General features: G+C 70.6%; 15 protein-coding genes. 7 read left to right on the top strand and 8 right to left on the bottom strand.

From position 1 onward, the window contains the following. Window positions 1-96 precede the first annotated feature (96 nt). Together hemQ and hemG are read right to left on the bottom strand one after the other, a co-directional pair. Window positions 97-831 (bottom strand): hydrogen peroxide-dependent heme synthase, encoded by a 735-nt coding sequence (gene hemQ, locus OG408_RS31065; protein ID WP_285566269.1) that lies wholly within the window; start codon window positions 829-831, stop codon window positions 97-99. A 4-nt stretch (window positions 832-835) separates the two neighbouring features. Continuing rightward, on the bottom strand, window positions 836-2,344 hold the full coding sequence (hemG, locus tag OG408_RS31060) for a protoporphyrinogen oxidase (RefSeq protein ID WP_266784123.1): 1,509 nt from the start codon (window positions 2,342-2,344) through the stop codon (window positions 836-838). 127 nt (window positions 2,345-2,471) lie between these two features. On the opposite strand from hemG, the gene OG408_RS31055 reads away from it, so the two are divergent. Continuing rightward, the gene (locus tag OG408_RS31055; protein WP_326673172.1) at window positions 2,472-3,428 is read left to right on the top strand and encodes a DUF4349 domain-containing protein; all 957 of its coding nucleotides are present in this window, start codon (window positions 2,472-2,474) and stop codon (window positions 3,426-3,428) included. A gap of 84 nt (window positions 3,429-3,512) precedes the next feature. Further along, a complete protein-coding gene (locus OG408_RS31050; RefSeq protein WP_266784119.1) occupies window positions 3,513-4,901 on the top strand; it encodes an FAD-dependent oxidoreductase in 1,389 nt (462 codons plus the stop codon). 22 nt (window positions 4,902-4,923) lie between these two features. Here the strand turns inward: OG408_RS31050 and hemE are convergent, their stop codons facing one another. Then, a complete protein-coding gene (gene hemE, locus OG408_RS31045) occupies window positions 4,924-5,997 on the bottom strand; it encodes a uroporphyrinogen decarboxylase (RefSeq protein WP_326673170.1) in 1,074 nt (357 codons plus the stop codon). A gap of 92 nt (window positions 5,998-6,089) precedes the next feature. On the opposite strand from hemE, the gene OG408_RS31040 reads away from it, so the two are divergent. The 5 genes from OG408_RS31040 to OG408_RS31020 all read left to right on the top strand — a co-directional run bounded on the left by OG408_RS31040 (window position 6,090) and on the right by OG408_RS31020 (window position 12,720). Further along, window positions 6,090-6,746 carry a DUF3000 domain-containing protein gene (locus OG408_RS31040; protein ID WP_266784115.1) on the top strand — a complete coding sequence of 219 codons (657 nt, stop codon included), beginning with the start codon at window positions 6,090-6,092 and terminating at the stop codon, window positions 6,744-6,746. 273 nt (window positions 6,747-7,019) lie between these two features. After that, on the top strand, window positions 7,020-7,682 hold the full coding sequence (locus OG408_RS31035; RefSeq protein WP_093899280.1) for a helix-turn-helix transcriptional regulator: 663 nt from the start codon (window positions 7,020-7,022) through the stop codon (window positions 7,680-7,682). A gap of 125 nt (window positions 7,683-7,807) precedes the next feature. Next, window positions 7,808-9,082, top strand: coding sequence for a ribonuclease D (locus OG408_RS31030; protein ID WP_266784113.1), 1,275 nt, complete (start codon window positions 7,808-7,810; stop codon window positions 9,080-9,082). A gap of 288 nt (window positions 9,083-9,370) precedes the next feature. Then, on the top strand, window positions 9,371-10,591 hold the full coding sequence (locus OG408_RS31025) for a thiolase family protein (RefSeq protein WP_326673168.1): 1,221 nt from the start codon (window positions 9,371-9,373) through the stop codon (window positions 10,589-10,591). Then, window positions 10,588-12,720, top strand: coding sequence for a 3-hydroxyacyl-CoA dehydrogenase NAD-binding domain-containing protein (locus OG408_RS31020; RefSeq protein ID WP_285566257.1), 2,133 nt, complete (start codon window positions 10,588-10,590; stop codon window positions 12,718-12,720). Before OG408_RS31025 ends, OG408_RS31020 begins: the two co-directional genes overlap by 4 nt. A 52-nt stretch (window positions 12,721-12,772) precedes the next feature. Here OG408_RS31020 and OG408_RS31015 read toward each other — a convergent pair whose 3' ends face one another. The 5 genes from OG408_RS31015 to OG408_RS30995 are packed head-to-tail and all read right to left on the bottom strand — an operon-like array spanning window position 12,773 to window position 21,377. Continuing rightward, window positions 12,773-14,074, bottom strand: a complete 1,302-nt coding sequence (locus tag OG408_RS31015) for a phosphodiester glycosidase family protein (RefSeq protein ID WP_326673165.1) — start codon at window positions 14,072-14,074, stop codon at window positions 12,773-12,775. 50 nt (window positions 14,075-14,124) lie between these two features. Beyond that, complete coding sequence (locus OG408_RS31010) at window positions 14,125-14,847, bottom strand: Ig-like domain-containing protein (RefSeq protein WP_266784105.1); 723 nt, start codon at window positions 14,845-14,847, stop codon at window positions 14,125-14,127. A gap of 11 nt (window positions 14,848-14,858) precedes the next feature. Next, window positions 14,859-15,668, bottom strand: a complete 810-nt coding sequence (locus OG408_RS31005) for a rhamnogalacturonan acetylesterase (RefSeq protein ID WP_266784103.1) — start codon at window positions 15,666-15,668, stop codon at window positions 14,859-14,861. Beyond that, entirely contained in the window at window positions 15,658-20,136 is a 4,479-nt protein-coding gene (locus OG408_RS31000; RefSeq protein WP_326673161.1) for a bifunctional glycosyltransferase/CDP-glycerol:glycerophosphate glycerophosphotransferase, read from the bottom strand. The genes OG408_RS31005 and OG408_RS31000 overlap by 11 nt, the downstream gene beginning before the upstream one ends. Then, window positions 20,133-21,377 carry a CDP-alcohol phosphatidyltransferase family protein gene (locus tag OG408_RS30995; RefSeq protein ID WP_326673159.1) on the bottom strand — a complete coding sequence of 415 codons (1,245 nt, stop codon included), beginning with the start codon at window positions 21,375-21,377 and terminating at the stop codon, window positions 20,133-20,135. Before OG408_RS30995 ends, OG408_RS31000 begins: the two co-directional genes overlap by 4 nt. Window positions 21,378-21,427: the final 50 nt, after the last annotated feature.

Here is a 21,427-nt window from a genome sequence, read left to right as displayed (position 1 = left end):
GGGGGCCGAACCCGGTGTCGCTGGAACGGCGGGCGGCACGGATGCCGCTGGGTCCGCCGTCTGATCTTCCGGGTTGGGGTGGTCGGAACCCGCTCGCTACGCGAGCCCGGCCACCAGGTCCGCGACCGACTTGCGCCGGCCGGTGAAGAAGGGGACCTCCTCGCGGACGTGCATCCGCGCCTCGGAAGCCCGCAGGTGACGCATCAGGTCGACGATGCGGTACAGCTCGTCGGCCTCGAAGGCCAGCACCCACTCGTAGTCGCCGAGCGAGAACGAGGCGACCGTGTTGGCGCGCACGTCGGGGTAGCCCCGGGCCATCTTGCCGTGGTCCGCGAGCATGCGGCGGCGGTCCTCGTCCGGCAGCAGGTACCAGTCGTACGAGCGCACGAAGGGGTACACGCTGATGAAGTCGCGAGGCGACTCGTCGGCGAGGAACGCCGGGACGTGCGACTTGTTGAACTCGGCCGGGCGGTGCAGCGCCATGTTCGACCAGACCGGGGTGAGGCTCCTGCCCAGCCGGGTGCGCCGGAAGAGGTTGTACGCCTCCTGCAGCGCCTCCGCCGTCTCGGCGTGCCACCAGACCATGACGTCGGCGTCGGCGCGCAGCCCGGACACGTCGTACGTGCCGCGCACGGTGACGTCCTTGGCGGCGAGCTGGTCGAACAGCTCCTGGACCTCACCGGAGTACGCGGCGCGGTCCGTGTCCGCGGGCAGCACGTCGCGCAGCTTGAAGACGGACCACAGCGTGTAGCGGACCACGTCGTTGAGGTCCTTCGCCTTCTTGCCGGCGTTGGGGACCTTGCTTGATGTCTCAGTCTCAGGAGCACTCATACGGCTATTGTCCCGCCTCGCTCCGTGTGCCCTGAACCAGGGTCCCCGTGGCGATGATCTCCCCGCCGTCACCGGCGGTGTCCGTGCCGCTCTCCCCCGCGAGGTCCGCGGCGATCTCGTCGGCGGCGCGCCGGGCGCTCGCGATGCAGGCGGGGATGCCGACGCCGTCGTAGACCGCACCGCAGACGCGCAGCGCCGGCAGCTTGGCGACCTCGTCGCGGATCCGGGCGACGCGGCCGAGGTGGCCCACGGGGTACTGCGGCAGTCCGCCGATCCACCGGGTGACCTCGGTGGCGACGGGCCGTGCGGTCAGTCCGGTGGCCGCGGCGAGGTCGGCGAGCGAGACGCCGACGAGTTCGGCGTCCTCGCGGTGCAGGTGGTCCTCCTCGCCGTACCGGCCCACCGAGGTCCGCAGGACGAAGAGGCCGGGTGCCGCGTCGGAGACCCACTGCCACTTGTGGGTGGAGAAGGTGGCGGCCTTGATGGTGTGTCCGTCGACCGGCGGCACCAGGAAGCCGGAGCGCCCGTCGAAGGACGTGAGCCCGGCCACGTCGGAGCGGCGGAAGGCCATGGTGACCAGGGCCATGGAGGCGTACTCGACGCCCGCGAGTTCGGCTGAGGCGGCCGGGGACTCGGCGGCGAGCAGCGTGGAGGCGGACCAGGCGGGGGCGGCGAGGACGATGCCGTCGGCGGTGATCACCCGGGTGTCCGTGCGTACGTCCCAGCCGTCCGCGGTACGGGTCAGGCCCAGCACGGGGGTCTCGGTGAGGATCTCGCCGCCGCCGGCGCGCACGGCGTCGGCGACGGCGCCCGGCAGCGTGCCGATCCCGCCCTCGATGCCCTGGAAGACCGGTCCGGTCTGCTGCCGCGCGGCGGCCTGTTCCTGGATGCGGGTGACGCCGTCGAGGAGCGAGCCGGACTGCCGGGCGAGCTCGAAGAGCTGCGGTACGGCGGCGCGCATCGAGATCCGGTAGGCGTCGCCGGCGTAGACCCCGCCCAGGAGCGGCTCGACCAGCCGGTCGACGACCTCGCGGCCCAGCCGGTCGGCCACGTACGCACCGACGGCCACGTCGTCGCCGACGGCGGTCGGGGTGAGGTCGCGTTCCTGCGCGATCCGGGCGAGGCCCTCGGGCGAGAGCACGTCGCCCAGGACGGAAGGGTCGCCGGGCACGCCCATCACATGGCCCTTGGGCATGGGGCGCAGCGCGTCGCGGGTCCACAGCGAGGCGGTGGCCGTGGCCGGCGGCCGGAGGCGTCCGCCGAGGCCGACCTCGCGGGCCAGGCCGACCGCTTCCGGGCGCCGGGCGAGCATCGACTCGGCGCCGAGGTCGACCTGCACGCCCGCGACCTCACCGGTCATGAGCTTGCCGCCGAGCCGGGCGGTGGCCTCCAGGAGGGTGACCTTCAGGCCGGTACCGAGAAGCCGGTGGGCGGCCGCGAGTCCGGCGATGCCGCCGCCGATGACGACGACGTGCCCCGGGGCCCTGTCCGCACGCTGTGTTGAACGCTGCATGCCCCCACTCTCTCAAACCTCTTCCGAGTCCCGACCGTGACCGCTTCGAAACCGGTTTCACGCAACCCGGCCCACCCCCTCGTACGTCGAATCGGAGCCATCAATCACCCGTCCTGGGGGGACAGTTATGCAGGCAGCACTCCAGACCCGTACCGGCAGACGAACGGCCGGTCCCGCGGCCCGCCGCTCGCGCACCGCGCTCGCCGCCGGGCTGCTCACCGCGGTCCTCGCGCTGAGCGGCTGCGGCGCGGCCGGTGACGACGGCGCGAGCTCCGACCGGCCCGCGCTCTCCGCCAAGCGGCAGGACAAGGCGGGCTCCGCGGCCGGGGAGGGGGAGGCCGACGGCAAGCAGGCACCCGCGAAGTCGGCGGAGCCGAAGAAGCCGGACCCGGCGTCCGCGACGCACGTCATCCGCACCGCGGCACTGTCCGTGCAGGTCAAGAGCGCCTCCAGGGCCGCCGCGAGCGCCCGGACCGTCGCGCAGGACGCGGGCGGTCTGGTCGCCGACGAGAGCACCGAGCAGGTCGACGAGACGCACGACTCCTCGCATCTCGTCCTGCGGGTGCCCCAGGACGCGTACGACCGTGTGCTGCGGGAGCTCTCGGGGGCGGGGAAGCTCCTCTCCCGTACGTCGACCGCGAAGGACGTCACGGACCAGGTCGTCGACACCGACAGCCGGATCGCCACCCAGCGCGCCAGCGTGGCGCGGGTGCGCAAGCTGATGGACCGGGCCGACAGGCTCGCCGACGTGGTCACGCTGGAAGGCGAACTGAGCAGCCGTCAGGCGGCCCTGGAGTCGCTGCTCGCCCAGCAGGCCTCGCTGAAGGACCGTACGGGCATGGCCACGATCACGCTTGACCTGACGGAGCCGGAGACGGCCGCCGAGGACGACGACGAAGGTCCGGGGTTCCTGGACGCCCTGTCGGGCGGCTGGGACGCCTTCGTGACGACGCTGCGGTGGATCGCGATGGTGCTGGGCGCCTCGGCCCCGTTCCTGGCCGTGGCCGCCGTGCTGCTGGTCCTGTGGCGGGTGCTGCTGCGCCGCCGGGGCAGGAGGGCGGGGGCGCCGCCGGCCGGCGAGTGAGGTCTCCCGGGGGCGCCGCGGCGCCCCCGGGTTCCGCCGCGCCGTAGCGTGGGCCCCTCGGACGGGGCGTCGAAGGGACCTGGCATGGCGGCGGAACGACTGGTGGTCATCGGAGGCGACGCGGCGGGCATGTCGGCGGCGTCGCAGGCACGCCGGCTCAAGGGCCCGGACGAGCTGAGCATCACCGCCTTCGAGCGGGGCCACTTCACCTCGTACTCCGCCTGCGGCATCCCGTACTGGGTCGGCGGCGACGTGGAACAGCGGGACGACCTGATCGCCCGCACGCCCGAGGAGCACCGGGCCCGCGCCATCGACCTGCGCACGCGCACCGAGGTGACCGAGATCGACGTCGCCGGGCAGCGGGTGCGCTCGCTTGACCGGGACTCGGGCGAGAGCGCCTGGACCGGTTTCGACAAGCTGGTGATCGCGACGGGCGCCCGTCCGGTGCGGCCCGCGCTGCCCGGCATGGACGCGGCCGGGGTGCACGGTGTGCAGACGCTGGACGACGGGCAGGCCCTGCTGGACTCCCTGGACCGGGCGGGCGGTGAGCGCCGGCGCGCGGTCGTCGTCGGCGCGGGCTACATCGGGGTCGAGATGGCCGAGGCGATGCTGAAGCGCGGCTTCGAGGTGACCGTCCTCAACCGGGGCGAGCAGCCGATGGCGACGCTCGACCCCGACATGGGGCGTCTCGTCCACGACGCGATGGACGGGCTCGGGATCACGACGGTGAACAGGGCCGCGGTCACCGCGATCCGCACCGGGCCGGACGGCCGGGTGGCCGCCGTCGAGACGGCCGACGCGTCCTACCCGGCGGACGTGGTGGTGCTCGGCATCGGCGTCGAGCCGGAGACGGCACTGGCCCGGGCGGTCGGGCTGCCGCTCGGCCCGCACGGCGGGCTGCTCACCGATCTGTCGATGCGGGTCGTGGGCCACGACAACATCTGGGCGGGCGGCGACTGCGTCGAGGTCCTGGACCTGGTGGCGGGCCGCACCCGGCACATCGCGCTGGGCACGCACGCGAACAAGCACGGCCAGATCATCGGTTCGAACGTGGGCGGCGGCTACGGCACGTTCCCCGGCGTGGTCGGCACCGCGGTGAGCAAGGTCTGCGACCTGGAGATCGCCAGGACCGGTCTGCGCGAGAAGGACGCCCGCGCGGTGGGCCTGCGGTTCGTCTCGGCGACGATCGAGTCGACGGGCCGGGCGGGCTACTACCCGGGGGCGCGGCCCATGACGGTGAAGATGCTCGCGGAGTACCGCACGGGGCGGCTGCTGGGCGTGCAGATCGTGGGCCGGGACGGGGCGGCGAAGCGGGTGGACGTGGCGGCGGTGGCGCTCACCGCGGGAATGACGGTCGAGCGGATGACGTCGCTGGACCTGGGGTACGCGCCGCCGTTCTCGCCCGTCTGGGACCCGGTGCTGGTGGCGGCGCGCAAGACGGTGACGGCGCTGCGGCAGGCGGGCACCGCCTGAGCGGCGCCCGCCTGCCCGTCGTTCAGCGTGCGGTGCTGGTGTGGACGTACTCGACGAGCCGCGACAGCGCGTCGGGGTCCATGTTCGGCATCACGCCGTGGCCCAGGTTGAAGATGTGGCCCTCCAGGCCCGCGGCGGCGTCCAGCACCTCCTGCGTCTTGGCCTCCACCGCGGCGGTCGGGGCGAAGAGCACGGCGGGGTCGAGGTTGCCCTGGAGCGCCTTGCCGGGGCCGACGCGGCGCGCGGCCTCGTCGAGCGGGACCCGCCAGTCGACGCCGACGACGTCCGCGCCGGCCTCGCCCATGAGGCCGAGCAGTTCACCGGTGCCGACACCGAAGTGGATGCGCGGGACGTCGTACGACGCGACGGCGTCGAGGACCTTCGCGGAGGCGGGCAGCACCGAGCGGCGGTAGTCGGCGGGGGCCAGCGCGCCGACCCAGGAGTCGAAGAGCTGCACGGCGGAGGCGCCGGCCTCGATCTGGACCTTGAGGAAGGCGCCGGTGATGTCGGCGAGACGGTCGAGCAGGTCGGCCCAGAGCTCCGGGTCCCCGTACATCAGGGCCTTGGTGTGCTCGTGGTTGCGGGACGGGCCGCCCTCGACCAGGTAGCTGGCGAGGGTGAAGGGAGCGCCCGCGAAACCGATCAGCGGGGTGGAGCCCAGCTCCGCCGTGAGCAGGCCGATGGCCTCGGTGACGTACCAGACGTCCTCGGGGGTGAGATCGCGCAGCCGGGACAGGTCGGCCCGCGAACGGATCGGTTCGGCGATCACCGGTCCGACGCCGGGCTTGATGTCGAGGTCGATGCCGATCGCCTTGAGCGGGACGACGATGTCGCTGAAGTAGACCGCGGCGTCGACCTTGTGGCGGCGCACGGGCTGCATCGTGATCTCGGCGACGAGCTCCGGCATCGTGCAGGACTCGAGCATCGGAATGCCTTCGCGCGCCTTCAGGTACTCGGGCAGCGAGCGTCCCGCCTGGCGCATGAACCAGACCGGCGTGTGCGGCACGGTCTCGCGCCTGCACGCCTTCAGGAACGCCGAGTCGTGGGTGGCGGAGGTCTTCGTCTGCTGGCCCGAGGGGCGGTCAATAGCACTCACACACAGAATCTTCGCACGCACACGGAATGAGCCCTGCCCCGCACGGGTGTCCTTCCGCGCGCGAGGCTCCGGTTCCGCCTACTCTTCCCCGCATGGCTCCGGCGCAGGGACACTTCTCCGATCAATCCGATGGTGACAGCGAGGACAGTGCGGAGGGTGGTTCCGTCCCGCCCGCGTTCCGTTCGGCGGTGGACGCGCTGCGCTCGGCGCGGCTGCGCCCCGAACTGGAGGTGGAGCCGACGCGGCCGCCCAAACGGCTCGCTCCGTACGCGTACGCGCTGGAGGCGGCGGTCGTCGACGGCGAGGACGACCTCGCGGACGGGCGGCTCGTCCTGCTCCACGACCCGGACGGCCACGAGGCCTGGCAGGGCAACTTCCGGCTGGTGACGCTGGTGCGTGCCGAGCTGGAGCCGGAGATGGCCTCCGACCCGCTGCTGCCGGAGGTGTGCTGGTCGTGGCTGACGGGAGCACTGGAGGCGCGCGGTCTGTCGTTCGGGGAGGCGGGCGGCACGGTCACCCGGGCGGGATCGCACTACTTCGGTGCGCTGGAGACGCGGCGGCCGGCCACACAGATCGAGATCCGGGCGTCCTGGACGCCGCGCGAGGGCCGCGGCGGGGTGCCGGACACGGCGGCGCACCTGATGGCGTGGGGCGACCTGCTGTGCCAGATCGCCGGCCTGCCGCCGTCGGGTCCCGTGGACGCGGCGGTGGTGACGCTGCCGCAGCGGCGCGGTCCGCAGGTCTCGTAGGCGTCCGCCCGCGCACGCCCCCCGCTCCGGATTTCCGTTCCGGATCCGCGTCCAGGTTCCGTGACACAGCGTCACGGAACCTCGCACAGTCACCGGCTCTTTTTTCGTACAATCGATCGCGCGTCCTATTTGCCCGAATTGTTACTCACCAAATCGTGATCTTCCTCTAAAGGAGCAGGGGTCTGCTGCCGAAGGAGTCAATGACCCTTCAAGCACGGTTCGCCCCGGCTTCATCCCCGAGCCGGCCCGTCCCGCCACTCCCCAGGAGGCCTGGTGTCCGTTCTCCTCGAGCAGCCCGCAAGCCTGGTCGCCTACCGCCCGAACAAGCCGACGGCCATGGTCGTCGTGGCCGACCCGCGCGTCCGTTCCACCGTCACCCGCCATCTGTGGGCACTCGGAGTACGTGACGTCATCGAGGCGTCGTCCATCGCGGAGGCCCGCCCCCGCGTCGGCAACCCGCGCGACATCTGCGTAGCCGACGTCCACCTGCCCGACGGTTCCGGGCTGACCCTGCTGTCCGAAACCCGAGCCGCCGGCTGGCCGAACGGCCTCGCCCTCTCCGCCGCCGACGACATCGGCGCCGTGCGCAACGCCCTCGCGGGCGGCGTCAAGGGCTACGTCGTCACCGGCACCCGTACCAACATCGGCCACCCCACCCGTCCCGGCGTCGCACCCATCGGCGCCACCGCCGCCCGTATGCACCGCCGGCCCCCCGGCACCCCGAGCCACCCGGGCGGCTACCGCGAACTGTCCGGACGTGAGGTGGAGGTCCTGCGCCTCGTCGCCGAAGGACAGTCCAACAAGGCGATCGGCGTCTCCATGGGGCTGTCCGCCCTGACCGTCAAGAGCCACCTCGCCCGCATCGCCCGCAAACTCGGCACCGGGGACCGCGCAGGCATGGTCGCCGTCGCCCTGCGAACGGGCATCATCCACTGAATCCCGACGAAACCGCACCCCCGCCGGTGTGCAGAGATGCGGAACCGGCTGGATTACATGCATCGGCGCCCGTCGACGGATCATTCCGTCGACGGGCGCCGTACATACACAGATACCCTTGACACGTGACCGACGCCCAAGAGACCGCAGCAGACACTTCACTGCGAACCACCGGGGGCGCCCCCCCGGACGACGTCGCCCCGGCGCCGATCCCCTTGCTCGAACCGCGCGAGGGCATTCCACCGGTGGTGGCCTCCGACGATGCCCTGGCCGGGGTGATCGCGGCCTTCGCCGCGGGCACCGGCCCGGTGGCCGTCGACGCCGAGCGCGCCTCCGGCTACCGCTACGGGCAGCGCGCCTACCTCGTGCAGCTGCGCCGTGAGGGCGCGGGCAGCGCGCTCGTCGACCCGGTCGGCTGTCCCGACCTGTCCGGGCTCGGGGAGGCGCTGCGCGGAACCGAGTGGATCCTGCACGCGGCGACCCAGGACCTGCCCTGTCTGCGCGAGATAGGGATGACCCCGACCGGGCTCTTCGACACCGAGCTGGCCGGACGGCTGGCCGGGTTCCCGCGGGTCGGCCTCGGCGCCATGGTCGAGAGCGTGCTCGGCTACTCACTGGAGAAGGGCCACTCCGCCGTCGACTGGTCCACCCGCCCGCTGCCCGACCCCTGGCTGCGCTACGCGGCGCTCGACGTCGAGCTGCTGATCGACCTGCGCAACTCGCTGGAGGAGGAGCTCGACCGGCAGGGCAAGCTGGAGTGGGCGCAGGAGGAGTTCGCGGCCATCGCCTCGGCACCGCCCGCTCCCCCGCGCCAGGACCCGTGGCGCCGCACCTCCGGCATGCACAAGGTCCGCCGCCGCCGGCAGATGGCCGTGGTCAGGGAGCTGTGGACGCTGCGCGACCAGGTCGCACGGCGCCGCGACATCTCCCCCGGCAAGGTGCTCGGCGACGCCGCGATCGTGGAGGCCGCGCTCGCGCTCCCGCCGAACACCCAGGCGCTGACCGCCCTGCCCGGCTTCGGCCACCGCATGGGCCGGCGCCAGCTGGAGCAGTGGCAGGGGGCCGTGGACCGGGCGAAGGAGCTGCCCGACACGGAGCTGCCGCAGCCCGGCCAGCCCCTCACGGGCCCGCCCCCGCCCCGCGCCTGGGCGGACAAGGACCCGGCGGCCGCCGCCCGGCTGTCGGCCGCCCGCACCGCCGTGTCCGAGCTCGCGGAGCGGCTGAACATGCCGCAGGAGAACCTCATCACCCCCGACACCGTGCGCCGGGTCTGCTGGGAGCCGCCGAAGAACCTGACGCCGGACACGGTCGAGAACGCACTCGCCGGATACGGTGCGCGGCACTGGCAGATCGAGCAGGTGGGCCCGATCCTGCTCCGCGCGCTCGCCTCGGAAGCCTGAGGGAGTCCGGGAAATCCGAAGAATTCGGAGGAGGGCCGCCTGAGAAGGCATGGGACAGGGGCGTATTCACGCCAGGTTCCACGAGCTCCCCGGACCCGCACCACGCGCTCGTCCCAGGCCCGGACGGCCCCTTTTCGGGGCCGTCCGGGCCTTTTCGCGCATGTGACCTTCGCCGCTCCCGCCACAAGGACTGGGCAGTCTGGTTACCCGCAAGTAGCATGTGGGTGGCGGCGCGCTCCTGGGCGTGCCCCGCAGCAGTGCCATCCCGCACCCTGGAGGAGAGCCATCGTGCCTCGTACCATCCGGGACGTCGTCTTCGTCGACGGCGTCCGCACCCCGTTCGGCAAAGCGGGCCCGAAGGGCATCTACCACGAGACCCGCGCCGACGATCTCGTCGTGAAGGCCATCCGGGAGCTGCTGCGCCGCAACCCGGACCTGGACCCCGCCAAGATCGACGAGGTCGCCATCGCCGCGACCACGCAGATCGGCGACCAGGGCCTCACGCTCGGCCGCACCGCCGGAATCCTGGCCGGTCTGCCGCAGTCCGTCCCCGGTTACTCGATCGACCGCATGTGCGCGGGCGCCCTGACCGCCGTCACCTCGACGGCCGGCTCGATCGCCTTCGGCGCGTACGACGTCGTCGTCGCCGGTGGCGTCGAGCACATGGGCCGCCACCCGATGGGCGAGGGCGTGGACCCGAACCCGCGCTTCGTGTCGGAGAAGCTGGTCGACGAGTCCGCCCTGTTCATGGGCATGACCGCGGAGAACCTGCACGACCGGTACCCCACGATCACCAAGCAGCGCGCCGACGAGTACGCGGTGCGTTCGCAGGAGAAGGCCGCCAAGGCGTACGCCAACGGCAAGATCCAGCAGGACCTGGTGCCGGTCTCCGTGCGCCGCACGAACGCGGAGGCCGGTGAGACGGGCTGGGGCCTGGTCACCGCCGACGAGCCGATGCGCCCGGGCACCACGCTGGAGTCCCTGGCCGGTCTGAAGACCCCGTTCCGCGCCCACGGCCGCGTGACGGCCGGCAACGCCGCGGGTCTCAACGACGGCGCCACCGCCTCGCTGCTCGCCGCCGAGGACGTCGCCCGCGAGCTGGGCCTCCCGGTCAGGATGCGCCTCGTCTCCTACGCCTTCGCCGGCGTCGAGCCGGAGGTCATGGGCTACGGCCCGATCCCGGCCACGGAGAAGGCGCTGTCGAAGGCCGGGCTGTCCATCTCGGACATCGGTCTCTTCGAGATCAACGAGGCGTTCGCCGTGCAGGTGCTCGCCTTCCTGGAGCACTACGGCATCGCCGACGACGACGCCCGCGTCAACCAGTACGGCGGCGCGATCGCCTACGGCCACCCGCTGGCCTCCTCCGGCGTCCGGCTGATGACCCAGCTGGCCCGCCAGTTCGAGGAGCAGCCGGAGGTCCGCTACGGCCTGACGACCATGTGCGTCGGCTTCGGCATGGGCGCCACGGTCGTCTGGGAGAACCCGCACTTCGACGGAGGCAACAAGTGAGCACGACCACCACTGAGCTTCTGAAGGGCGCGGCCGAGCTGTTCCCCGGCGAGGTCGTCACCCAGGCGCACGTACGCCACCTGGACCTCCCGGGCGGTGCGGGCAACTTCGCCCTCATCACCCTGGACAACGGCCTGGACCACACCAAGCCGACCACCTTCGGACCGCAGTCGCTGGCGAACCTGAACGCCGCCATCGACCAGGTCGAGAAGGAGGCCGCCGAGGGCACGGTCACCGGTATCGGCATCACCGGCAAGCCGTTCATCTTCGCGGTCGGCGCCGACCTCAAGGGCGTCGAGCTGCTGAAGGAGCACAGCGACGCGCTGGCCATCGGCAAGGGCGGCCACGACGTCTTCCGCCGCCTTTCCGGCCTCGCGGTCCCGACGTTCGCGTACTACAACGGCGCGGCGATGGGCGGCGGTGTCGAGGTCGGTCTGCACTGCTCGTACCGCACCGTCTCCAAGGCGCTGCCCGCGTTCTCGCTGCCCGAGGTCTTCCTCGGTCTGGTCCCCGGCTGGGGCGGCTGCGCGCTGCTCCCCAACCTGATCGGCGCGGACCGCGCGGTCTCGGTGATCATCGAGAACTCGCTGAACCAGAACCGCCAGCTCAAGGGCAAGCAGGTCTTCGAGCTCGGGATCGCCGACGCGCTCTTCGAGGGCGCGGACTTCCTGGAGCAGTCGCTGATCTGGACGGCGAACGTCCTGAACGGCACGCTCACGGTGGAGCGCCCCGAGATCGACCGCGGTGACGCCTGGGACCAGGCCGTCGCCCGGGGCAGGGCCATCGCCGACTCCAAGGTGCACGGCGCCGCCCCGGCCGCGTACCGCGCGCTGGAGATCATCGCCGCGGCCAAGGACGGCGACCTGAGCGCCGGTTTCGACGCCGAGGACCAGGCCCTCGCGGACCTGATCATGGGCGGCGAGCTGCGCTCCGGGATCTACTCGTTCAACCTGGTCCAGAAGCGCGCCAAGCGCCCGGCCGGTGCCCCGGACAAGGCCCTGGCCCGTCCGGTCACCAAGGTCGGCGTGGTGGGCGCGGGCCTGATGGCCTCGCAGCTCGCGCTGCTCTTCCTGCGCCGCCTCGAAGTACCGGTCGTGCTGACGGACATCGACCAGGCGCGCGTCGACAAGGGTGTGGGCTACGTCCACGCCGAGATCGAGAAGCTGCTCGGCAAGGGCCGCATCAACCAGGACAAGGCCAACCGCCTGAAGGCCCTGGTCTCCGGTGTGCTGGACAAGGCGGAGGGCTTCGCCGACGCCGACTTCATCATCGAGGCGGTCTTCGAGGAGATCGGCGTCAAGCAGCAGGTGTTCGCGGAGGTCGAGGCGGTCGCCCCGGCGCACGCGATCCTCGCCACCAACACCTCGTCCCTCTCGGTCACCGAGATGGCGTCGAAGCTGAAGAACCCCGAGCGGGTCGTCGGTTTCCACTTCTTCAACCCGGTCGCGATCCTCCCGCTCCTGGAGATCGTCCGCGGCGAGCAGACCGACGACGCCTCGCTGGCCACGGCCTTCGGTGTCGCCCGCAAGCTGAAGAAGACCGCGGTGCTGGTGAAGGACGCCCCGGCGTTCGTCGTGAACCGCATCCTCACCCGCTTCATGGGCGAGATCCAGAACGTCATCGACGAGGGCACCCCGGTCGAGGTCGCGGAGAAGGCCATCGAGCCGCTCGGCCTGCCGATGTCCCCGCTGGTGCTCCTGGAGCTGGTCGGCCCGGCGATCGGCCTGCACGTCTCCGAGACCCTGAACCGCGCCTTCCCGGAGCGCTTCACCGTCTCCGAGAACCTGGCGGCCGTGGTCAAGGCCGGCAAGCGCGGTTTCTACGTCTACGACTCCGGCAAGCCGGAGCTGGACCCGGAGGTCGCCGCACTCCTGAAGCAGGGCGATGTCGTCCTGTCCGAGGAGCAGGTCCGCGACCGCGTCCTGGACGCGGTGGCGCAGGAGATCGGTCTGATGCTGGACGAGGGCGTCGTCGCCGAGGCCCAGGACATCGACCTCTGCCTGATTACCGGCGCGGGCTGGCCCTTCCACCTGGGCGGCATCACGCCGTACCTGGACCGCGAGGGCGTCTCCGAGCGGGTGAACGGGAAGAAGTTCCTGGCGCAGGGCGTGGCGAGCGTCCCGGCGTAACACCCTTCGTTTCCTCGGACCGCGGCCCGGCACACCTGTGCCGGGCCGCGGTTCATTCGGCGATCACCGCCAGGGCGGTGGCCACCGCCCGTTCGGTGCGTGCGCCGCCCGGCGAGTCGGTCGGCCGGTTCCACAGCCGGTCCTCGACCACCATGGTCGTCGAACCTCCGCCGTCCAGGTTCACGGCGTCGGCCGCCCCCATCGAGACCATGAGGTCCGCCGCCTCCTGGAGCGAGACGCCGGCACTGATTCCGGGCCTCCGGCCGTCGAACGTCACCAGCAGGAGGGTTCCGTCCGCGGTGACGCCCGCCACGGTTCGGGGCTCCCGCTGCGCGACCGCGGCGCGGGAGAGCCCGTTGGCCTCGGCGTTGATCCGGGTCCGGCCGTCCCGGACCAGTGCGGGACCCGCCCCGATGACCGAGGTCTGCGTACCGGACAGCCGTACCTCCCGGCTGTCGTACACGGCGGAGGTCACCGCGACGGACGCCCCGGGCCGGGCGTGGCGCGAGAGCCATTCCGCGCCCTTGCCGATCCCGGACAGGACGCGTCCCCCGGACGGCACCGGGCCCCCGGCGGGCACCCGGAGTGCCGTCACCTTTCCGGTGCTGTCGAGGAGTGCGTCCACACTGCCCCTGCCGCCCTTGGGGGAGGCTGCGCCCCATGCGGCGCCGATGGCCACGATCTCGTCCGGGTCCAGGCACAGCTGGTTGTGGACCGGGTAGGAGACCGGTTCGCCGGTACGGGCGAGCCGGTCTCCGCCGACTCCTCCGCAGCCCACGATGCGCCCGGGCACCCGGTTGATCCCGTCCAGCTCCCGGTGCGCGCCGTCGGACGCGGCGAGGGACGAGGACGTGGAGACCTCGTCGATGCGGGGACGTGTGGCGGGGCCTCCGAGGATCAGGGCGGTCCGTCCGTTGGCCGCCTCGCTCAGCAGACTGCCTCCCGTCGCGTACACCCCGAGCGGGTCCCCCTCGTAGCCGCTGAACGCCGGCCCGCCGCGGATGTCGAAGTAGGAGGCGTTCACCGCGGCCCAGGCACCCGCCTCATGGGCCATGCTGCGCACGGTCGCGGACGCGGCCAGGCCCCTGCCGTGCACGCCCTTCACCGTCACCCGCGCACCGGGCGACAGCGAGATCTCGCTGATCCTGACGGGGCTGCCGTCGGCGAGCCGACGGGTGGACCGCTCCAGTTCCACCCCGTCGGGGACGGTCGGGGCGGGCGCACCCGTCCCCGGGGACGCCGAGCGCTTCGCGGGCGGGGCGCCGGGGCTCCCGCCGGGCCCGGGACCGCATGCCGCTGCCAGCAGGCCGACGGTCAGGGCCCACACGCCGAACCGGACGCGTGCCGGTGTCACACTGCCCCCTGGTGGACTGGACGTTCTCGGCCCCTGGACACTGGCGGGCCTCAGCCCGCGATCACTCCGGGCGTGGTGCCCAGATCGCCCACGAAGACGGTGACCTGCGCACGTGTGAGCCGGTCCGCCGCGTCGGCGAGTACGTAGTCGAACGAGTCGTAGCCCGCGAACCCGGTGACCGGGCTGTAGGTCACCAGCCCGTCGGGGCCGACGCCCGTCTCCCCGAAACGGGCCGGGCCGACGCCGACCAGCCGCACGCCGTCCCCCAGTCCGTCCGTGAGGCCGTTGACCGCGCCCCGGTACCCGGGCGGCACCATGAGCTTCCTGCCCTGGGCCGGGAGCGGGGCGATCCGGTAGCCGAGCTGCTTGATCGACCGGGTGCTCGCCGTGAGGCTGCTCCCGCCGTCGGCGATGATGCCTGCCCGCAGTTGCGGTACGAGGAAGGCGTCCAGGGGCACGTTCTCATGAACCGTCAGCGCGAACCGGGCCGTCCGTTCCTCCCCCGGGACGGTGGAGGTCGCATACCGGTCGCCCACCGCGAGCAGGCTCATCCCGGCGGCCCCCTCCACCACGGCCACCCTGCTGAACGACTCGACCATCAGATAGCCGTAGTAGCGCGATCCCGGCCCCTCGGGTACGACCTTGAGCTCGAACGCGGCCGTCTCGCCCGGCCGCAGCGGACGGGCCGGGTCCTTGTCCCCGTGAAGCTCCACGGTGCAGACGATGGCCGGGTTTCCGGGCTGGACGCTCCTCAGCCGTGCGATCGGGTACATGCGCGTGTCCGTCACAGTTCCGCCCCCGCGCCGGAGGTCCTGGCCCGGGTCAAGGCGGCATGGGTCTCGTCGTCGAGCCAGGTCACCGCCGTGGGCGGGAAATCCTGCCGGTCGAGATCGACGGCCCAGTTCGGCGGGATGATCTGCTGCGCGACGAGCGAGTAGGCGACGAAACGGGCGCAGGCGATGGCTCCGGCGGGAATCAGGTGCCCCGGATCGTCGAAGCCGTCGGGATAGTTCGGATGCTCACCCGGCCGGAGGTGAACGAACAGCGAACGGGTGCCCTCGTCCCCCAGCTCCGTCCACCACGACAGGCTCTGGTGGTAGAGATCGATGTAGGGCGTGCTGGTCTCGACGGCGACGTCATGCATCGCCATGGCGTATTCCACGTGCTCACGCGAGAGGTTTCCGTGCACGTCGTGGGTGTTCCGCTCGTGCGTGCTCACCAGCACCGGGTGCGCGTTGCGCGAGCGGGCGCCGTGCACGAAACGGCGGAGACAGGAACGGAAGTCGCCGAAGGCCTCGGTCCGCAGCCATTTCTCGGGCTTGGCATCATTGATGCCGAACGAGATGAGCAGGTAGTCGCCCGGCGCGATGTTCTCCAGGATCCAGTCCAGCCGCCCGCGCTCGCTGAAGGTGCGGGAACTGGCGCCCGCGCGGGCGCAGTTCACGATCTCGACCCGGGGATCGAAGAAGAGCGGAAGCACCTGCCCCCACCCCGTCATCGGCGCCCGGCTCATCTCCCTCGCGACCGAGGTCGAATCACCGGCGATGAAGATCCGGTATGCGGGCTCCATGCCCGCCCCGCTCTCAGGCAGCACTTTCCCACACCTTCTCGGTCTGCCGCACGTGACCGGGGACCACCGGTCCCGGCGGTGCGAGGGCGCTCGCCCCCGCGGTGCCCAGGCTGTCGATCGCTTCGAAGACCCGCTCGCAGTTCCCGTGGTCGCGGTGGGCGAAGAACTGCTCGGCCCGCTCGCGGTACGGGGACTGCACGACGAACCGGTTCCTGATCGAGGCGATGATCTCGTCCACGGCGGTGTCCACCGTCCGGCAGACGGGACCGAACCCGTCCGTCGAGAGGTCGAAGTAGCCGCGCTTGTAGTGCCGCCCGTAGAAGTCCTCCTCGTCGAAGGGCACATGGACGATCGGGGTGTCCATGTAGGCCACGTCGAAGAAGACGGAGGAGTAGTCCGTCACCATCAGGGCGCATTCCTTCATGGCCTGCTGCACATTGCGTGCCTGCGGATCGGCCACGATGATCGACGGCGAATCGAGCTGGAAGTGATGGAGGTAGGGACGGATCTCGTAGTGCGGGAAGAACTCCAGGTCGACGCCGAAGTGGTCCAGCGCCCGCGCGAGCCGGGCGTCGGACAGGAGCGCGCGGTAGAACCGGAAGTACTCGGACTGTGTGAAGGACGTCTTCGCCGGGCCCGCGCCCTTCTTGTACGAAGCCGTGACGATCCACTGGCGCCAGGTCGGCATGAGAAGGATGCGCGGGCGCTCCCTCGGCTCCTTGCGCAGCGCGTCGAACCGGGTGAAGCCGGCGAGCACGGCCCTCGATCCGTATCCCGCCTCCTCGGCGAAGAACTCGCGCTCCTGACGCCCGCCGGTGATGATCATGTCGTAGCTGGTGATCCACTGCGACGCACCGCTCGTCACGTCGTTGTACGTGATGCCGTGCTGCAGGAATATGCGCTGGTACCGGATCAGCTCACCGAACCGGTGCAGGTAGAGAGCCTTCCGGTAGCCCTGCGGGACCAGATAGGACTCGGAGTCGTAGGCCCCGATGAGCTTGGTCGCGTGGAGCAGGTACATGCGGTGCTTCCACGAGCCCAGCTTCAGTACGTTTCCGTACGGACTCACCTTCGCGAAGTCGGCGGAGTCACCGTCGATGACGTAGTAGGCGCGGCATCGCTTCCGGTTCTCCCTGATCCACTTGAAGAAGTGGTAGGAGTTGTCCTGCGCCGTGTCCGAGCGTTCGCCGATGATCCATATCTCGCGCGAGTGCAGCAGGGGATAGACGAGCCAGTAGGCCAGCCTCATCCGCCAGCCCGGGTTCCGCCGCTTCATGATCCGGAGTTCACGCGCGGTCCGCCAGAGGACCTGCTTCAGGCGGGCCCTCACCGTGCGGTTGATCAGTCTGAAGTGCAGGGAGTCGCTGTCCCCGATCGTCATCATGTACCGGTACCCGCCGACTTCACCGACGCCCTTGAGGCGGTGCAGCGGCAGCCGGGCCTTCATCACCACGTTGCGGTGACGCGTGCCGTCGGGCGAATGAACGCGCAGCCGGAAGTCGCCCGCCCTGAACCCGCCCTCGACGAGCTTGCTCAGCGGGATCTCGGCGTACCAGCCGGCATAGACGTCCTTGCCGTTCCTGGCGTTGTTGAGGTCCCGCCGGTAGATCTGCCGGAGCGGAACGACGATCTTCTCCGCACGCGTCTGATGGACGAACTCCAGGAGGTTGACGAACTTCGAGTCGATGTTCATGCCCGGGAAGGACATGCAGCCTTCGACCACCAGAACCGAGCCCCGCGCGCGCACCGACTCCACGACGACGTTGGGGTCCTTCACGCGGGCGGCACTCGACTGCCGTGCGGGATTCCCGAACATCCGGAAGAAGCCCTCGTCGTCCACCTGAACGGCCAGCGGAACGTTCTCCAGGACGTCCTCCGGCGCGACGAACAGGGCGAAGTTCCCGGTCTTCGCCGCATAGTGGTCGAGCTGCTGCGCCGGGTTGGTGACGAACTCGTCGATCACGTCGTCCGGGATGTCCGCGTAGTGCGACCGGATCCCGGGGAATATCTCCTCCAGTTGCGACCTGCCCATCATGTTGCGGGCGTTGCAGAGGAATCCCTTGTACGTACGGGTCACGTACCTCTGGAAGATCCTGCGGATCTCCGGTGACTCGTCCGCCGACATGTTCAGCAGGAAGTGGTTGAGCTTCAGGTGGTCCCAGTAGTTCGCCGGCTTGCTCCACAGCGAGTCCATGATGGACGAACCGTCGGGACGGCCCCGGTAGTAGTAGACGGGCCGGTCGACCACGCTGATGGCGCCGGAGCGCAGCATCGCGGGCAGCGTCAGCCACGCGTCCTCGAAGTGGACGCCCTCACCGAAGCGCAGACCCAGGTCGCGCAGCAGCCCGGTGCTGAAGAGCTTGTTGCACGCCGAGCCGCTGAAGACCAGGTCCGGCACCTCGGCGAAGTCCTTGACCAGGCGGTCACCGCCCCCGAAGTACTGCTTCCAGGGGCCGTAGGGGCGGTCCGGGAAGTTGACCAGGTCGCCGACCACGACGTCCGAAGCGTCGCGCCGGGCCGCCCGGAGCATGTGCGCCAAGGCGTCCTCGCCGAGGATGTCGTCGGAGTCGAGGAAGGTGACGTAGGGCGCCGTGACCCGGTCGAGGCCGTTGTTGCGGGCGTTCCCGAGACCGCCGTTCTCCTGGTGGACGACGACCACGTTGGCGTAGAAGCCGGCGAAGTGGTCCAGCATGCGCGAGGTGTCGTCGGTGGATCCGTCGTCGACGAGGATGACCTGGGTGTCGGCGAAGCCGCTCTGGGCGGCGACCGAGCCGAGACAGTCGTCGATGTACTTCTCGACGTTGTAGCAGGGCACGACGACCGCGAGACCGTACTCCCCCGTCACGTACGGCAGTGGCGGGGAGATCCTTTTCCGCCACCACATCCAGGGCGCGGCCGGGTCGCTCTGCTCGGCGTCGAAGGTCCTGCGCCCGTCGGCGGCGCATCGCAGGGCCAGGTTGCCGCTGACGGTGCGGTACCCCTCCAGCTCCTGGTCCTGCGCCCGGAAGGTGAAGGCGGAGAGGTCGCTGTCGCGCACGTTGAGCGGGGACCGGGAGCGGGTCCGCTTCCACTCCACGATGACGGAGACGTTCCAGACGGTGCTGTCGGAGAATTCCCTGCCGAGCACGGACTCCAGGTCCACCACACCGCCGAAGCCCACGAACCGCTCGTCGACCTCCGTGCCCGAGACGGCGGCGGTGAGGTCCCGCTTCGTGAACCGGTTGCGGACGGCCAGGGTGAGCTTGAGGTCGTCGCCCGCCGCTATCCGCCCGAAACGGTTGACGAGGCTGCCATCGAACCGGAGCTTTCCGCCGGTCAGCGACCAGCGGTCCAGCTGGGCGAAGAGCGGTACCTGGGAGAGGTTCGCGGCGGACAGACCGAGTTCCGTCACGTCGAGCATGCGCCGGGCCTCCGGCAGATGCAGGTGATCGCCCGACCAGTAGACGCGCCCCTCCTCCTCGACCAGGAAGGACGACAGGGTGCTCTTGCGCTGGGCGTAGTCCAGGGTCGTGAGCGCCGCTTCGATCTCCTGGTACATGAGCAGGAAGGCGCGGACCCGGTCGACGGGGTCGCAGAGCTCGAACGCCTCCTCACTGATCGAGAAGAGGTAGTTGCTCGCGATCTGCGCGAAGCCCTGCTGGAAGTCCGGGTCGCCTTCGGCGAGTGCGCGCATGTAGAGGCGGAGATCGTGGGCGAGGAACTTGGAGTCCTTGCGCACCTTGAGCTGCCACAGACCGCGGTCCAGGAGGAACGCGTCGGTGGCACGGTGCACCGCGACCCGGTCCGTGATGCTGCGCAGCTCCCCGGTGCGGCCGGTGATGGAACCGCCATCGGATTCCCACATCCACCGGTAGACGGGGTCGGTGATGATCGTGATCCCGTCGGCCAGGCAGCCGGCCACCGTGGAGAAGTAGGTGTCCTCGTAGAAGACCCCTTCCGGGAAGAAGACCCCTTGTGACCGGAGGAAGTCCACCCGGTACAGCTTCGCCGCCGCGATCGGGTCGGTGAGCATCAGGGGGAATTCCACGAGGTTGGGGACGGTGCGCCCCAGTGCGAAGACCTCGGGAGCCCAAGTCTGGCTGTCGCCGGTGGCCCGGTTGATCCGGACGGCCTTGCCCGCCGTGATGTCGCTGCCCGTCTCCAGCGCACTGGCCAGCAGCAGCTCGCACGCGCGCGGCGGCAGTTCGTCGTCGGCGTCGAGGAACATCACGTACCGGCCGGCGGCCTGGGCGATGCCCATGTTGCGCGGCGCTCCGACGCCACCGCTGTTCTCCGCGCGGCGCAGTACGCGCACGCGCGGGTTGTTGCCGGCGAAGCCCTTGACGACGTCGAGCGTGTTGTCCGTGGAGGCGTCGTCGACGACGACGACCTCGACCAGCTCGTATGTCTGGTTGACGGCGGACTGGACCGCCTTGCCGATGGTCGTCGCGGCGTTGTAGGCGGGGATGACCACTGTCACCCAGACGTCAGGGGTGTCCCGTTCGTTGTTCATCCGACGCTCTCTCGCTCACCCGGGTATCCCTGCTCCTGCGGCAGGGGGTGGTACGGGCCGGCCGCGTGCGACCCGCCGTGCACCGGGAGGACGTAGCCCTCCACCGGCTGCTGCGTGTACGTCTGCGCATGGGGTTCCCATGCGTCGGGTTCGTACGACGTGTACGGCTCGGGGTACGGCTGGAAGTACGGGTCCTCGTCGGGCCGCGGATCGACGAGGCGCTGGTCCACCAGGAATTCGTCCTGCACTCCGCGGCGATGACGGCCGCGGTGCAGGTGGGGGGCGATGGTGCCCGCCTGGGTGGGGGCCGTGCTCAGCTCTTCCATGACGGTGGTGAAGTCGCGGGTGGAGAGCCAGAACTTGTACATGATGACGAGCTCGAAGATGCCGAGCAGGACCGCGGAGACCAGGGTGGTCATCAGGATCCGGCCGATCAGCGGACCGACGATGAAGATGAACATCTGGAACTCGATGCCGCTGATCAGGTGCGGCCTGATCCGGCTGCGGAGCAGGGCCTGACGGAACCGCTGGTACCAGGGGAAGCGGTGGCGGAACTGTGCGTGCAGGTCCACGACGTGCGCGGCTTCGGCCTGTTCCTTGAGCGTCTCGGCCTCGGCTTCGGGGTTCTCGCGCAGCAGGTCCTCCATGAACTGGATCTGCGGCGCCGCCGGCTCGCCCGACGCGCCCCTCGCCGCCTCGGCCGCCGCGAGTTCGGCCTCCTTCTTCTCCCGGGTGACCTTCTCGATCTTCGTACGCATGGACATGCGCATCTTGTAGATCTGCAGGGCGTCCACGTACCGCAGCATGTCGAGGAAGACGACGAGCAGCGCCGCCAGCAGGTACCGCTCGTCCCCGTTCCGCAGGTACTGCCCGCCCATGAGCGCGAGGGCGCAGAACAGCACGCGGATGCGGTCGAAGACGTAGTCCAGCCAGCCGCCGAACACCGTGCCGTTGCCCTTGAGGCGTGCGAGCTTGCCGTCGATGCAGTCGAAGATGAAGCTCAGGTGGTAGAGCGCGGCGCCGATGATGAGGGACTGCGTGTCGCCCTTGAGGAACAGTGCGGCGGAACCGAGCCCCACGAAGAGGGCGGCCCAGGTCACGCGGTTCGGCGTGATGAAGCGGAACCTCGCCATGACGATGAGCATGCGGGTCGCGACAGGATCGACCAGAACAACCGTCCACCACGCGTCACGCTTCTTGCATGTCAGCTTCTGGACAGCACGCAGGGACAGCTTGGCCATAACCCCTCAGTCACGAGAACGACAGCGGACAGCCCGGGCGATGCACGTTC

The organism is Streptomyces sp. NBC_01257, from assembly GCF_035917255.1.
Taxonomy (GTDB): Bacteria; Actinomycetota; Actinomycetes; order Streptomycetales; family Streptomycetaceae; genus Streptomyces.
The sequence above is the reverse complement of the archived record's forward strand: the minus strand, read 5'-3'. Positions and strand labels throughout refer to the sequence as shown.